Below are 14,158 nucleotides of genomic sequence, written 5' to 3'. Positions count from 1 at the left end.
TCCCGTCACCGTGCCGGCCACGTGTGCGCGCGGGGCACGCGTGCCGTGCGGCACCGACGGGATGGGAAGAACGCGCATGCGGAAGCACACACGCATGCCTGTCCGGCTGTTTCAGGGCATGACAAAGACCGGATGGACGGTCTGAACCCCCGCTTCCCCGTTGCCTGGCCTGATGGCGCCTCGACTGCCCCCTGCGGCTCGGACCGGCGAACTATTGATATCACCTGCCCCCTTGGGAACGAAAGTGCCGCTGGTTCCCTATCGCAACCTTGATATCGAAGGTCCACTTAGCCCTTGAAATCCAACCGCATGTCCTGTTTGGCTGGACGGTCGCGAACGCGTTCGTGCCGGTGGCATATGCCGCCGGGGTGTGACGGGTCCTCAGGACCCGGACAGTTTTGAGGGGATATGACCAACAAGAGACCAACAGCGAGCCCGCGGCGCGCCCAGCATGTCCGTACCAGGCTCACCGCGCTGACGGCCCTGACGCTGGCGGCGACGGTGCTCGGCACGACGGTGGCGGGGGCCGCCCCCGCCGATCCCGACGGTCCGCCGCTCGCCGAGGGCGCACGCGCCCAGGCCGTCGACGCCTGGCGCATCGGGGGGACGTCGACCAAGGACGCCGCGGCGAAGGCCCTGGCCGGATCCGACGCGGACATCAGCACGTTCCTGAAGTCCGGCCTCGAGCGGGCGTCGGCCGAGGACGAGCGGTTCGCCGTCCTGAAGATGCTCAGCTCCTCCGGCAAGGGCGTGCGTGACGCCGCGTCGAAGGCGCTGAGCGGCTCGGACGCGGACGTGCACGAGTTCGTGAAGTCCGGCTTCCAGGCACCGCTGGCCGACGACCGCCGCGTCGAGGTCCTCAAGGCCATGAACGACGGCGAGCGCGGCGTCCGCAACGCGGGCCAGAAGGCGCTTGACGACGGTTCCGCCAAGGCACTGGACGAGTTCCTCACCAAGGGCCGCTTCACGGCCCAGGAGGAGGACGACCGCGTCCAGGTCCTGAAGATCATGCAGGCCGGCGGCCCCGAGGTGAAGAAGCTCGGCGACCGGGCGATGAACGGCACGGCCCAGGACCGCCGGGAGTTCCTGGAGTCCGGGCAGTACCTGGCCCGCAGCCGGGACCAGGAGAGCGCGACGGTCGCCCAGCTGGCCGAGGTGGCCGAGCAGGCGGGCAAGCGCGCCAAGGTCGAGACCGACGCGGCCAAGGAAGCCGGCGCGCGTGCCGAGGTGGCCGCGGAGAAGGCCAAGGAAGCCGCGCTGAAGGCCGCCAAGGAGACCGAGGCGGCCAAGAACGACCTCAACAGGGCCGGCCAGGCCGCCAACCGTGCCGCTCAGGCCGCCCAGGGCGCGGCAGCCGCCGCGCGTACCGCCATCCAGGCGTCCAACACGGCGATCTCGGCGGCCCGTACGGCAGCCAACGCCGCCCAGGCCGCCGCCGCCGCGGCCGCCGCCGCCGGTCAGGCAGCGTCGCGCGCCTACAGTGCCGCCGCCGCTGCCGCCGGCAACGCCGGCGAAGCCGCTTCGGCCCGCCGCGCCGCCGAGGCCGCCCGTGACGCGGCGAAGGGCGCCCGTACCGCCGCGACGGCGGCTCTGCACGCCGCCGACGCCAGTGCCCAGGCCGGCAACGCGGGTTCCGCCGCGGCCCGCGCCGCGCAGAACGCCGCCGCCGCGGCCGACGCCGCCGCGGACGCCAGCAGCTCGGCCGGCGAGGCGTCCGCGCAGGCCCGTCGGGCCCGCGAGGCCGCCGCCGTCGCCCGCAGCGCCGCCGGCTCGGCCACCGCGGCGGCCGGCCGGGCCCAGTCGCTCGCCGGCCAGGCCGCCACCGCCGCGCGCGAGGCGCACAAGGCCGCCAACAGCGCCGCCGACCACGCCGAGAAGGCCGCCGCGGCCGCCGACAAGGCCGCCGCCGAGGCCGGCAAGGCCCAGGACGCGGCGAACCAGGCGACCCAGCACGCCAACAAGGCCATCGAGGCCGCCAAGACGGCGTCCGACGCGGTCGAGCAGGCGCAGAAGGTCGAGAAGCTCGCCCGCGAGGGCGAGAAGGCCAAGCTCGAGACCGACACCCAGATCGGCGTCGAGGAGGCCAAGGCCCTGGCGAGCGCCGACCAGGAGGACCGTGACGAGGAGGCCCGCCTGCGGACGCAGGCGACCGCCACCGACGCGGCGACCAGGGAGCTCCTGCAGAAGGCCGCCGGCTCGGACGACACCAAGGTCGTGGCCGACCTCGGCCGCAAGGCCGCCGTCAACCTACTCGGCAGCACCGGAGCCTGGACCCGAGGCTCGGCCGAGACCGCACTCGGCGGCACCGAGAGCGACGTCGTCACCTGGGTCAAGAAGGGCTACAAGCAGGCCCTGGAGCAGGACGACCGGGAGAAGGTCCTCTACCTCGCCAAGATCGGCGGCCCCGCCCTGGCCCAGGCGGCGCAGAAGACGCTGGAGACCAACGACGCGGGCAAGGTGGAGGGCTTCCTCACCCAGGGCGTCTACGACGTCCAGGCCGAGGACTACCGCGTCCGGATCCTCAAGCTCATGAACGGCGCCGGCAAGGCCGTCAAGGCGGCCGGCGACAAGGCGCTGAGCGACGGCAGTGTCAAGGCCATGAGCGCCTTCATGCTCAACGGCTACCGCCAGGCCGTCGTCGAGGACGACCGTGTCGAGACCTTGAAGGTGATGAACACCGGCGGCGCCAACGTGCGGTCCGCCGCCCAGGTCGCCATGGCCGGGCCCGCCTGGATGCAGCACGACTTCGTCACACGCGTCCAGTACAAGGCCGCCCAGCTCGACCAGGACACCGCCACCCACGTGGCCTCCGTGCGTGCGATGATCGCCACCGCCGCCGGCCACGCCGCCACGGCGAACCAGAACGCCTCCCTGGCCTACGAGGTGGCCGCCAAGGCCCGCAAGGACGCCAAGGAAGCCGCCAAGTGGGCCGACAAGGCCCGCGACTCCGCCAACACGGCCAAGGGGTACGCCGACGAGGCGCTGAACAAGGCCAAGGAGGCCGACAAGTCCGCAGCCGCGGCGGCCAACTCGGCCAAGCAGGCCAAGGACGCGGCGGCCACCGCCCGTTCCGCCGCCCGCCAGGCGAACTACTCCGCCAACCAGGCCACGGCGTCGGCGGCGCAGGCCGCGGCATCGGCGTCGAGCGCCCAGGCCTCGGCCGCCAATGCCGCGCAGTCCGCTCGCGCCGCGGGTCAGGACGCGCAGGCTGCCTCCGCGGCCGCGAGCGAGGCCCACGCCGCCGTCGCGCAGAAGCGCCAGGCGGAGCAGGCGGCAGCCGCCGCCAAGGCGGCCGAGCAGGCCCGGGAGAACGCCAAGAACCGCACCGACCCGGCCGACAACGCGGGCAACGACAAGGTCGACGCCCCCGGCACGGGCTCCGGCTCCGGCTCGGGCGGCGACGGTAAGGACGGGTGGCGCGACTTCGCCCTGAACATGGGCCACGCCAGCACGGCTCTGGGCCTCCTGGGAGTGGCCTCCCTCGCCATTCCCGTGGTCGGCGAGGTCGCCGCGCCCATCCTCGGAGCGGCGTCGCTCGTCACGGGGGCCATCAGTGCCGGTGTCTACGCCTGGACGGACGGATTCAGCAGCCAGAACTTCAAGAACTCCGCTGCCGGCGTCGCGCTCAGCCTCATCGGTGGCGGCGTCGGCAAGGCGATTTCCGCCTCCGGAGTCAAGTCGGCCGCCGCGACCGCCGCGAAGGTCGGCCATGACCTGATTTCGCCGGTGGTGGGTCTGTTCACGTGGTAATCGCGTAAGCAGTACCCTTCACGGCCGAAAGGCCACCACCGACGCCAGACGAGAACTGTGGGGCCCGCCGCACTCCGTGCGTACGCACCGGCGGGCCCCGCAGAACCAAGGACAGTGACATGCAACCTCCCTCCATCCCCACTCCGGCGTGGTGGACCATTTCCGTCTTCGCGACGGTGGCGTTCCTGATGGTCACCGTTCCGATCATGCCGACCACCCGATCCAGAGTTCAGGTCTCCCTGGCCCCGGTCCTCGCCGCGCTGTTCGCCGTGGCGAGCGCCTACGCGAAGCACTACGGCCCCGAGACCCTGCTGCCCATGTACACGGCGGCGATGCTGGGCATCCCGCTGGGTCTTCTCGGGCATCAGCGGGAACTCAAGCAGAAGATCCTGGACCGTGAGGCACACGGTGAGCGCCCGGAGAACAAGCCGTCGGGCGCCGCGGTGGCGCAACTGGTGGGGGTGCTGATGGTGATGGCCGCGCTGGCCGTGTGGATCACGTCGGACACGTGGTGACCGGCCACGAGGGGTGCCCCAGGGGCCCCCTTCCGTGTCCTACCGCACCGTCACCGCGAATTCCGGCGACACCGCCCCACCACCCGTCACCCGCAGTGCGTTCTTGCCCTTGATGCCGAGCTTGACGCGCATCGAGTAGGCCGACGACTTGTTCACGGAAACGCTCGCCGGCAGCGACACCCACTTCCGGCCCTGCTTCTGCTGCAGCGTCACCGTCGTTCCGGCCGCGATATCGGTGGCCTTGCCGCTGACGCGGAACTCCTGCCAGGCGTTGACCACGCCGGTGCTCGCCTGGGCCGTCAGGGCCGGTTTCGGGGGCGCCGCGGCGGTGGCGGTGGCGGCTCCTCCTATGAGGAGGCCGGCGGTCGCGGCGCCGGTCGCGGCGAGTCGGTATACGCGGGGGATCATAAGGGTGTTCCTCCCTGTGACGTCATTGCACACACGGGTCATGAAGGAACACGTGTTTGGCAGCTCTCCGGGTTGACCGCGAACAGGCCAAGTCTCACGAGTTGGTGCCCGTCGACGAATTGAACGTGAAGTTCGAGTGCCCCGTCGCCAGCTGGGTCCCGTCCGGGGCGTACGCCGTCACCTGGAGCTGCCAGTGGACGCTGGGCGTCGGGACGATGAAGGTCGGCTTCCAGTCCGTGCTGTCCCAGTTGAGGACGGGCGAGCTGATGGTGCTGTCCTCGCTCATGGTGAGCTTGGTGGCGTCGTTGTAGGTGTGCCACTTGATGTAGGCCGACTTGCCCTTGAGGCCCGCGAAGGTCACGTTGACCTGCACCTTGGTGACGGTCGGGGTGACCGCGCCCAGGGGCGTGACGCTGTTGATCTTCGCGGAGACCCGGACCGGGGTGGTCGTCGACAACGCCGGGGCGGGGCTCCGCGAGGCGTCGGACGTGGCGGTGGGGGTCGGTGTCCCCGGGGGTGGGTCCGGGTGGTCGTCGGGGGCGAAGGGGCCCGCCTTGGCCAGCACCGGGATCACGGCCGCCAGGACCACCGCCAGGCCGCCGGTGACCCAGTACGTCCACACGCGCGACCAGAAGCGGCCCTCGGGCGGGCCGGGCGGGTGCGGGGGCGGCGGGGGGCTGGGCGGCGGTGGTGGAGGGTCTCCGTCCGGGCTCATGCGGCCACCCCCCTCGGTGTTCCCCGTCGCATGGGAGGAAGTTACACCCGGAACCGGCCATTCAGCCCTGGGGCCACGGACGTTGAGGGCGCAAGCGGGAGGCGTGCGCCCCCTGTTCGTACGCGCGCCACCGTACGCCATGAAACGTTCGGCACCACGGGCCTTCACAGTCACCCCAGCCACGCGCAATCTGTGGGCATGACCCCCCTCCCAGCAGCAAACCCGTTCACCCTCGGTGTCGCCTCCGGCGATCCGCTCCCCGACTCCGTCGTCCTGTGGACCCGGCTCGCCCCCCGGCCCTACGAGCCGGGGGGCGGCTTACCCGGGGACGGCGCCGTCGACGTCCAGTGGGAACTGGCTCACGACGAATCGTTCCGCCGGCTCGCCCGCAACGGCACCGTCCCCGCCCCCGCCGCCGACGACCACACCGTCCACCTCGACGTGCGCGGCCTCGACCCCGGCCGCGACTACTGGTACCGCTTCCGCACCGGCCGGTGGATCAGCGCCGTCGGCCGGACCCGCACCGCCGCGGCCCCCGACGCCCGGCCGGACGCCGTCGCCTTCGGGCTCCTGTCCTGCCAGCAGTACGACGAGGGGTACTACACCGCCCTCGCCCACCTCGCCCAGGAGGACCTGGACGCCGTCTTCTTCGTCGGCGACTACATCTACGAGAACCCGATCAACGCCCAGGCCGGAGCCCGTAACTACACCGACACCCCGCTCCCGGAGGTCTTCGACCACTGGACGTGGAACCTCACGGACTACCGCCTGCGCTACGCCCTGGGGAAGTCCGACCCCGACCTGCAGGCCGCCCACTCCGCCCACCCCTGGTTCGTCACCTGGGACGACCACGAGGTCGAGAACAACTACGCGGCCGACGTCTCCCGCAACAACGACCCCCGGGACACCTTCCGCGCCCGCCGCGCCGCCGCCTACCGCGCGTACTGGGAGAACATGCCGCTGCGCGAGGCGCACCGCCCCGTGGGCCCCGACATGTCCCTCTACCGGCGCTTCTCCTACGGGCGCCTCGCCCAGTTCGACATCCTCGACACCCGGCAGTACCGCTCCGACCAGGCGTACGACGACGGCTGGAAGTACCCGGGGCCCGAGTCCGAGGACCCGGCCCGCACGATCACCGGTGACGCGCAGGAGCGCTGGCTGCTCGAGGGCCTGCGCGCCTCCACCGCACGCTGGAACGTCATCGCGCAGCAGGTCGTCTTCTGCCGGCGCAAGAACACCACCGCCGCCCGCTCCCGGCTGTCCATGGACGCCTGGGACGGCTACCCGGCCTCGCGCTCGCGTGTCCTGGCCGGAGCGCGGGAGGCGGGCGTGGAGAACCTGGTCGTCCTCACCGGCGATGTACACGTGCACTACGCCATGGACATCAAGGCGGACTTCGACGACCCCGCCTCGCGCACCCTGGGCGTCGAGGTGGTCGGCACCTCCGTCTCCAGCGGGTTCGACGGCCAGGCGAGACCGGAGGACTGGAATCTGCTGCTCGCCGCCAACCCGCACATGAAGTACTACGACGGCCGGCGCGGCTACGCGGTCGTCACGCTCGACGACACCCGCCTGCAGGCCGACTTCCGCACCCTGAACGCGGTCGTCACCCCGGGTGCCCCCGTCGCCACGGCCGCCCGCTTCGTCTCGGAAGCCGGAAAGCCCGGATTCAGCCGCGCCTAGCCGCCCCGGGGCGGCTGGGGCAGTAGCGCACATCACCCCGTGTAAGGGCCACGGATCGGCGGCGCTCATGACACCATGGGACAAGTTGAAAGTTTGAGATCCCTGGAGTGGTGACGCATGACGGACCCCGGCCTCGCGAGGACCGAGCCCCCGGAGGGCTCCGACGAGGTCCGGGCAGCCGACGGAGCGGCGCCCGCCGCCGCCCGCCGCACCGGCCTGGTCCTCACCCTCGCCCTCGGTGGCCTCACCGCCCTGCCGCCCCTGTCCATGGACATGTACCTCCCGGCCCTGCCGGAGGTCACCGACGCCCTGCGCAGCCCCGCCGCGACCGTCCAGCTCACCCTCACCGCCTGCCTCATGGGCATGGCGCTCGGCCAGCTCGTCGTCGGGCCCATGAGCGACAAGTGGGGGCGCCGCCGCCCCCTCCTCGCCGGCATGGTGATCTACGTCCTGGCCACCGCCGTGTGCGCGTTCGCGCCCACCGCCGGACTGCTCATCGGCTTCCGCCTGCTCCAGGGCCTGGCCGGGGCCGCGGGCATCGTCATCGCCCGCGCCGTCGTCCGGGACCTCTACGACGGCGTGGCCATGGCCCGGTTCTTCTCGACGCTGATGCTGATATCCGGCGTCGCCCCCGTCGTCGCCCCGCTCATCGGTGGCCAGATCCTGCGGCTGACCGACTGGCGGGGCGTCTTCGTCGTCCTCACCGCCATCGGCGTCCTCCTGACCCTCGTCGCCTGGCGGTACCTGCACGAGACCCTGCCGCCCGCCCGCCGCCAGGAGGGCGGCCTCGGCGCCACGCTGCGCGTCATGCGCGGCCTGCTCGCGGACCGCGTCTTCGCCGGCTACATGCTCGCGGGCGGCTTCGCCTTCGCCGCGCTGTTCGCCTACATCTCCGCGTCGCCCTTCGTCGTCCAGGACATCTACGGCGCCTCCCCGCAGACCTTCAGCCTGCTCTTCGGCGTCAACTCCGTGGGCCTGGTCGCCGTCGGCCAGATCAACGGCAAGCTGCTGGTCGGGCGGGTCAGCATGGACAAGGTCCTGGCCGTCGGCCTCGCCGTCATCACCCTGGCCGCCGCCGCCCTGCTCGTCATGGCCTCCGGGGTCCTCGGCGAGGCAGGGCTGGTGCCGGTCTCCGCCGGGCTCTTCGTGCTGATGTCCGCGATGGGCCTGGCCATGCCCAACACCAACGCCCAGGCCCTGATGCGCTCCGCCGACGCCGCCGGCTCGGCCTCCGCGCTGCTGGGCACCTCCACGTTCCTGCTGGGCGCCGTCGCCTCCCCGCTCGTCGGCATCGCCGGCGAGAGCACCGCGGTGCCGATGGCGCTCGTCCAGCTCTGCTGCGCGCTGGCCGCCGTCGGCTGCTTCGTGGGGCTGTGCCGCCCGTGGCAGCGCACGGGCGCGCCGCGGGGCGCCTAGAATTCCTCCAATGCACGCCCCCGCACCCGCGCCGACCGGCGAGAACCTGCGCACCGCCCTCGCCGGCCTCCTCGACGGCCTGCCGCCCAGCCAGGCCACCCAGGCCGTCGAGCGGCTGATCGCCAACTACCGGGGGCGCACCCCCACCCACACCCCGGTGCTGCGCGACCGCTCCGACGTCGTCGCGTACGCCGCGTACCGGATGCCGGCCACCTTCGAGGCCGTGCGGTCCGCGCTGGAGTCCTTCCGCGACCGCCTGCCCTCCTTCACGCCCGCCACGCACGTGGACGTGGGCGGCGGCACCGGCGCCGCGACCTGGGCGGTGGCGGCGGCCTGGCCGGAGGGGCGGCACACCACCACGGTCCTGGACTGGGCCGAGCCGGCGCTCGCCCTCGGGCGGGAGCTGGCCCGCGGCGCGCAGTCCGAGGCGCTGCGCACCGCGTCCTGGCAGCGGCAGACGATCGGCAGCGGTCTGGCGATCCCCTCCGGCACGGACCTGGTCACCGTCTCCTACGTGCTGGGCGAGCTCACCGAGGCAGGCCGCGCGGCGGTGACCGACGAGGCGGCCCGCGCCGCGCGGGCCGTCGTCCTGATCGAGCCGGGCACGCCCGAGGGCTATCTGCGGATCATCGAGGCGCGCGACCGTCTGATCGCGGCCGGCTTCCGCGTCGTCGCGCCCTGCCCGCACAGCGCCGCCTGCCCGATAGAGCCGGGCAGCGACTGGTGCCACTTCTCGGCCCGCGTCAGCCGCTCCTCGCTGCACCGGCAGGTCAAGGGCGGTTCGCTGCCGTACGAGGACGAGAAGTTCTCGTACGTGGCGGCGGTACGGGACGAGGAGGTGCCGCCGGCGCCGGCCCGGATCGTCCGCAGGCCGCAGATCCGCAAGGGCCAGGTCCTGCTGGAGCTGTGCACGCCCGAGGACGGGCTGGAGCGCGCGACGGTGACCAAGCGGCACGGCGCCCTCTACCGGTCCGCGCGCGACGCGGACTGGGGCGACGAGTGGCCGCCGGCCGGTTCCTGAACGACGACGGGACGGGCACGGACCCGGGGCTTCCGGGCCCGTGCATGACAATCAATGCTCAGCGCAGCTCCTGCGTGCAGCACTTGACGCTGCCGCCGCCCTTGAGCAGCTCGCCGAGGTCCATCCCGATCGGCTCGTAGCCTCGTTGGCGCAGGGGTTCGAAGAGCCCTACGGCGGCCTGGGGCAGCAGCACGTGCCGCCCGTCGCACACCGCGTTGAGGCCGAGCGCCGCCGCGTCCTGCTCGGTCGCGATCAGCGCGTCGGGGAAGAGCCGCCGGAGGACCTGCCGGCTGCCCGGCGAGAAGGCGCCGGGGTAGTACATGACGTCGTCCTCGTCCCCGTCGAGGACGGACAGTGCCGTGTCCAGGTGGTAGTAGCGCGGGTCGACCAGGTCCAGGCCGATCACCGGGCGGCCGAAGTACTCCTGTGCCTCCGGGTGCGAGAGCGGGCTGCTGCGGAAGCCGCGGCCGGCCAGCAGCCAGGAGGCGGTGACGGCGAAGTCGCCCTCGCCCTCGTTGATGTGCTCCGGCTCGCGCACGTCCGTATAGCCGTGCGCGCGGAACCACTCGCGGTGCACCCCGGCCTCGGCCCACCGCTCGGGGTGGGCGAAGCGGGCGCCCAGGACGCGGCCGTCGACGACGGTGGCGCCGTTGGCGGCGTAGACCATGTCGGGCAGGTCCGGGCGGGGGGTCAGCTCCTCGACCGTGTGTCCGAGGGCGCGGTAGCGGTCGCGGAGTTCCTCCCACTGTGCGAGGGCCAGCCGCAGGTCGACCGGCTTGCCCGGGTCCATCCAGGGGTTGATCGAGTACGTCACCCTGAAGTACGTGGGCGGGCACATCAGATAGCGGCGAGGGGTGGATGCACGCGGGGCTGTACGCAAGTCGCGCTCCTCACAGTGGCGTTGGGCACGCAGGTGGTTGTCGTGCGTGCCCAAATGGTCCATGCTGCGCGACCTTCGCGCATGAACCGTACGGGTGGTTTACCCGCGCCGCCCGGTCAAGCACGCGCGGCGCCCTTGCGCCCTTCCTTCAGGGCGCGCAGGAGCTCGCGCTTCTGCGCGTTCGCATCGATGCCACCCCCGGCGCCCCGGCCGCCCCGGCCGCCGCCGCGCAAGGCGGTGCGGGAGAGGTTGCTGCGGGTCCCGCCGACGCCCAGCATCTTGCCCGAATTACCCCGAGTCATAGGGATTCTCCTCTCGCTAGATCGAGACGGTCCGTCTCGCGATGACTCCACTTTGAACGAGACGTATCGTCTTGTCAAGGCGGTTGAGACGATACGTCTCGCCTCAATGTCTCGCTACACTGCCGCCATGGCGACCCCCAAGACCCCCGACTCGACCCGGCGCAGCGAGCGTTCCCGCCGCGCGATCTTCGATGCCTCCCTGGAGCTCATCGGGGAGGTGGGCTACGACAAGCTGACCATCGAGGGCATCGCGGCCCGGGCCGGCGTCGGCAAGCAGACCATCTACCGCTGGTGGCCCTCGAAGGCGGCGGTGCTGCTGGACGCGTTCCTCGCGGACGCGGGCGACGAGGAGATCGAGCTGCCCGACACCGGCGACCTCGCCGCCGACCTCAAGGCCGTGCTGCGCGCGAGCGTCGACGAGTTCAACAACCCCGCCTTCGAGGCGCCCTACCGGGCGCTCGCCGTCGCCGGGGCGAACGACCCCGAGCTCTCCGAGCAGTTCGTGACCCGCCTCCAGGAAACCGGCTACCAGGCCTACGTCAACCGGCTGCGCCACGCCCAGGAGGCCGGCGCCATCGCCGCGGACGCCGATCCGCGCATCGCCACGGAGATGCTCCTCGGCCCCTTCTTCCAGCGGTGGCTCATGCGTTCCCTCCCGCTCACCCACGACTTCACCGACACCCTCGTCGACATGCTCATGAGGGCCCTCGCCCCCCGCTGAGGCCCCCCGCGCGCGGCGCCGGCGCGGCCGGTCTCACACCCCCCGGATGCGTTCGGCGGTCACACCAGGAGCAGGATGGTGGCAGCATTGACCGGAGACCGCGGTCGAAGTGAGGGGATAGATGGAACGCAAGAGCAGGTTCTCCCAATGGCTGCGCCGCCCCAGGAGCGGAGCGGGCGGCGATACGGGGGCGGGGGCGGCGAGTGCCGCCGCCCGCGAGGAGCTGCTCCTGGCCGCGGCCGCGGCCGGCTTCCCGCTGGCCCCCGCCGCGCACCCGTCCGGGTACGGCTGCTCCTGTGAACGCATCGGCTGTCCCACCCCCGGCCGCCACCCCGTCTCGTTCGCCTGGCAGACCCTCGCCACGACCGACGCCGAGAAGGTCGTCAAATGGCTGCGCGGCCAGCCGGAGGCCAATTTCGTCACCGCCACCGGCATCGCCCACGACGTCCTCGACGTCCCCGCCGACGCCGGCCGGCAGGCCCTGGACCGGCTGACCGCGGCCGGTGTCGAGGTCGGCCCCGTCGCCACCGTCGCCCCCGACCGCATGCTGTTCTTCACCGCCACCCGCGGCACCCCGGACGACGAGGACGAGTGGTGGCCCTGCGAGCTGGACTGCCATCCCGAGACGATGGACGAGCATCCGGGCCTGCGCTGGCACTGCCGCGGCAGCTACGTCCTGCTGCCGCCCTCCCAGCTCCCCGGTGACGAGGGCGTCGCCTGGCTGCACGGCCCCGAACGCCCGCTGCCCGACCCGCTGACCCTGCTGGAGACCCTCACCGACGCCTGCGCCCAGTACGCGGGCGAACGAGCGGACCACGAGCCGGCCCACCCCTGGCCCATCGGCCGCTGAGCCCGGCCCCTACTCGCCCCTGGCGGCGGTCAGCGACTCGATCCGGTTGAGGAAGACCACCTGGCCGCCGGCGGCGTCCCGGGCCGGCACCCGCACCGCCGACTCCGAGACCCGGGTGTAGGTCACCGCCTGCTTCAGCTCCCCGCGCAGCAGCGCCTTCGTCCGCGGATCGGTCACCTCCGCGCGCACCCCCTTGACCATGGTGCGCCGCTCCCTGTGGTGAGCGGTGAAGAAGGCCAGCGCGCCGCCGCCCTCGGTGCGCAGCGCGAACGACGGGAAGCCCGGTGCCTTCCCGGGCGTGTCGATGTACTCCGACCAGAACGTGGGGGTCCGCGCCAGCTTGGCGCGCTCCTCGCGCAGCAGGGTGGTCGCCCCGCCGGGAGCGAACGTCTTTCCCTTGCCGGTGCGCAGATAGTCCGTGTACGAGGCGCTCAGCCCGCCCGGCTCGGCCATCAGGCCCGGGCCCGCCCCCGCGGCGTCGGGGGAGCCCTTGCCGTCGACGGGCACGGCCTCGGCGTAACCGTCCTTGCCGACGGTGAACCGCGGCACCTTCGCCTCGTTCAGCAGCGAGAGGTAGGCCGCCTTCCAGGGCTCCTTCGCCCCGGCGCGCGTGAACACCAGGACCCACCGGTTGCGGTCGCGGTTGCTGCGGGTGTCGGCGACGAAGAACTTCGGCCAGCCCGCCATCTTCGGGATCGTGAACCGGGCGTCCCCGAGCGTCAGCGCGGGATAGCCGGGGTTGCCGCCCGGCGTCACGGCGCGCTGGGCGACCAGGTCGGCCCGGCCTATCTCCGCCAGCGCACCGGTCTCGACCCGGTCCACCAGGGCCGTGTCGAGCTTGCGGTACGCCTCGTTGTAGCCGTCCGTGAAACGCTGGAGGACCTTGGGGGCCTCAGCCCTGCTCACCGCCGGGACGACCGCCCGTTCGCCGTGCACCGTCACGCATCCCGTCAGCGTCAGCAGCGACGACATCGTCAGAGCTGCTGCCAGAGCCGGGAACACTGGACGTGGCGGCCGGCGTCTCATCGCGCTTGGACTCCTTGGTGACTGCTCGGGACGGCGCAACCCTACCCGGCCTGCCCGGCGCGAAGAACAGCACCAGGGTCGGGACCAGATACAGGGTCCACACCGCGACCTGCACCCACGTCGGGTCCGGCTGGAAGTTGAAGACGCCCTTCAGCAGCGTGCCGTACCAACTGTCGGCCGGGACCTGCTCGCTGACGTCGAATGCCCGCTCGTGCAGGCCCGGCAGGATGTCGGCCTCCTGCAAGTCGTGGAAGCCGTAGGCGAGCACGCCCGCCGCGACCACGACGAGCATGCCGCCGGTCCAGGTGAAGAACCTCGCCAGGTTGATGCGCAGCGCGCCCCGGTAGAACAGCCACCCCAGCACCACCGCCGTCAGCAGCCCCAGCACCGCCCCGGCCAGCGGCCGTACGCCGTCGTCGGTGGCCTCCGCTGCCGCCCAGACGAACAGCGCCGTCTCCAGGCCCTCCCGGCCCACGGCCAGGAAGGCGGTGAGGACCAGCGCGCCCGTGCCCATCGCGAGCGCCGCGTCGAGCTTGCCGTGCAGCTCGGCCTTCAGGTGCCGCGCGGTACGCCGCATCCAGAAGACCATCCACGTCACCAGGCACACCGCGACGATCGACAGCGAGCCGCCGAGCATCTCCTGCGCCTCGAACGTCATGGTCCGCGAGCCGAACTGGAGCACCGCGCCGAAGCCCATGCTCAGCACCACGGCCACGCCGATGCCCAGCCAGACCGGCGGCAGGGCGTCCCGGCGCCCGGTCTTCACCAGATACGCGACGAGGATGCAGACGACCAGGCTGGCCTCCAGGCCCTCGCGCAGGCCGATCAGGTAATTGCCGAACACGCGGCCTCCCCTTCCGTGAAACGTCCG

At 72.4% G+C, this 14,158-nt stretch carries 13 protein-coding genes; 7 read left to right on the top strand and 6 right to left on the bottom strand.

The window, feature by feature from the left end:
* Window positions 1–408 precede the first annotated feature (408 nt).
* Together ABZ956_RS10995 and ABZ956_RS10990 are read left to right on the top strand one after the other, a co-directional pair.
* Window positions 409–3,750: an ALF repeat-containing protein gene (locus ABZ956_RS10995; protein WP_361890242.1), complete on the top strand. Its 3,342-nt coding sequence runs from the start codon at window positions 409–411 to the stop codon at window positions 3,748–3,750.
* Between the two features lie 119 nt (window positions 3,751–3,869).
* The gene (locus ABZ956_RS10990; RefSeq protein ID WP_361890239.1) at window positions 3,870–4,265 is read left to right on the top strand and encodes a hypothetical protein; all 396 of its coding nucleotides are present in this window, start codon (window positions 3,870–3,872) and stop codon (window positions 4,263–4,265) included.
* Window positions 4,266–4,304: 39 nt separating this feature from the next.
* On the opposite strand, the gene ABZ956_RS10985 is transcribed toward ABZ956_RS10990, so the two are convergent.
* Together ABZ956_RS10985 and ABZ956_RS10980 are read right to left on the bottom strand one after the other, a co-directional pair.
* Window positions 4,305–4,673, bottom strand: coding sequence for a hypothetical protein (locus ABZ956_RS10985; RefSeq protein WP_361890236.1), 369 nt, complete (start codon window positions 4,671–4,673; stop codon window positions 4,305–4,307).
* Window positions 4,674–4,767: 94 nt separating this feature from the next.
* The gene (locus ABZ956_RS10980; RefSeq protein ID WP_361890233.1) at window positions 4,768–5,388 is read right to left on the bottom strand and encodes a hypothetical protein; all 621 of its coding nucleotides are present in this window, start codon (window positions 5,386–5,388) and stop codon (window positions 4,768–4,770) included.
* Window positions 5,389–5,586: 198 nt separating this feature from the next.
* On the opposite strand from ABZ956_RS10980, the gene ABZ956_RS10975 reads away from it, so the two are divergent.
* From ABZ956_RS10975 to ABZ956_RS10965, 3 genes are all read left to right on the top strand, one after another.
* On the top strand, window positions 5,587–7,071 hold the full coding sequence (locus ABZ956_RS10975; protein WP_361890230.1) for an alkaline phosphatase D family protein: 1,485 nt from the start codon (window positions 5,587–5,589) through the stop codon (window positions 7,069–7,071).
* 117 nt (window positions 7,072–7,188) lie between these two features.
* A complete protein-coding gene (locus tag ABZ956_RS10970; protein ID WP_361890228.1) occupies window positions 7,189–8,487 on the top strand; it encodes a multidrug effflux MFS transporter in 1,299 nt (432 codons plus the stop codon).
* Window positions 8,488–8,497: 10 nt separating this feature from the next.
* Complete coding sequence (locus tag ABZ956_RS10965) at window positions 8,498–9,508, top strand: small ribosomal subunit Rsm22 family protein (RefSeq protein WP_361890225.1); 1,011 nt, start codon at window positions 8,498–8,500, stop codon at window positions 9,506–9,508.
* A 58-nt stretch (window positions 9,509–9,566) separates the two neighbouring features.
* Here ABZ956_RS10965 and ddaH read toward each other — a convergent pair whose 3' ends face one another.
* Entirely contained in the window at window positions 9,567–10,388 is an 822-nt protein-coding gene (gene ddaH / locus ABZ956_RS10960; RefSeq protein ID WP_361890223.1) for a dimethylargininase, read from the bottom strand.
* 116 nt (window positions 10,389–10,504) lie between these two features.
* On the bottom strand, window positions 10,505–10,690 hold the full coding sequence (locus ABZ956_RS10955; RefSeq protein ID WP_361890220.1) for a DUF6243 family protein: 186 nt from the start codon (window positions 10,688–10,690) through the stop codon (window positions 10,505–10,507).
* A gap of 127 nt (window positions 10,691–10,817) precedes the next feature.
* Here ABZ956_RS10955 and ABZ956_RS10950 point away from each other — a divergent pair, with 127 nt between their 5' ends.
* Together ABZ956_RS10950 and ABZ956_RS10945 are read left to right on the top strand one after the other, a co-directional pair.
* Window positions 10,818–11,411 carry a TetR/AcrR family transcriptional regulator gene (locus tag ABZ956_RS10950; RefSeq protein WP_361890217.1) on the top strand — a complete coding sequence of 198 codons (594 nt, stop codon included), beginning with the start codon at window positions 10,818–10,820 and terminating at the stop codon, window positions 11,409–11,411.
* Between the two features lie 121 nt (window positions 11,412–11,532).
* Window positions 11,533–12,261, top strand: coding sequence for a bifunctional DNA primase/polymerase (locus tag ABZ956_RS10945; RefSeq protein ID WP_361890214.1), 729 nt, complete (start codon window positions 11,533–11,535; stop codon window positions 12,259–12,261).
* 9 nt (window positions 12,262–12,270) lie between these two features.
* On the opposite strand, the gene ABZ956_RS10940 is transcribed toward ABZ956_RS10945, so the two are convergent.
* Both ABZ956_RS10940 and efeU read right to left on the bottom strand, forming a co-directional pair.
* On the bottom strand, window positions 12,271–13,167 hold the full coding sequence (locus tag ABZ956_RS10940) for a hypothetical protein (RefSeq protein ID WP_361890211.1): 897 nt from the start codon (window positions 13,165–13,167) through the stop codon (window positions 12,271–12,273).
* Window positions 13,154–14,131, bottom strand: a complete 978-nt coding sequence (gene efeU, locus ABZ956_RS10935) for an iron uptake transporter permease EfeU (protein ID WP_361890208.1) — start codon at window positions 14,129–14,131, stop codon at window positions 13,154–13,156. Before efeU ends, ABZ956_RS10940 begins: the two co-directional genes overlap by 14 nt.
* Window positions 14,132–14,158: the final 27 nt, after the last annotated feature.

The sequence above is a fragment of the Streptomyces sp. NPDC046261 genome, assembly GCF_040646235.1.
Taxonomy (GTDB): Bacteria; Actinomycetota; Actinomycetes; order Streptomycetales; family Streptomycetaceae; genus Streptomyces.
Note: the sequence above shows the minus strand (reverse complement) of the source record. Positions and strands in the feature narration are given on the sequence as shown.